This window comes from Lactobacillus nasalidis (assembly GCF_016587775.1).
Lineage (GTDB): Bacteria > Bacillota > Bacilli > Lactobacillales > Lactobacillaceae > Lactobacillus > Lactobacillus nasalidis.
The window spans coordinates 1-216 of the sequence record NZ_BOCG01000015.1 but is presented as its reverse complement, the minus strand read 5'-3'; the positions used below and the strand labels follow the sequence as shown (position 1 = coordinate 216).

Annotated in this window: 1 rRNA gene; it reads left to right on the top strand. The window is 52.8% G+C overall.

Annotated features, from left to right (window positions below):
- Window positions 1–216: ribosomal RNA gene (locus tag lacNas_RS00145) — 16S ribosomal RNA — on the top strand; the annotation flags it as partial.

The following is a 216-nucleotide window of genomic DNA, read 5'->3' as shown; positions in this document are numbered from 1 at the left end:
GATTCCTTCGGGATGATTTGTTGGACGCTAGCGGCGGATGGGTGAGTAACACGTGGGCAATCTGCCCTAAAGACTGGGATACCACTTGGAAACAGGTGCTAATACCGGATAACAACATGAGTCGCATGACTCAAGTTTGAAAGGCGGCGCAAGCTGTCACTTTAGGATGAGCCCGCGGCGCATTAGCTAGTTGGTGAGGTAACGGCTCACCAAGGC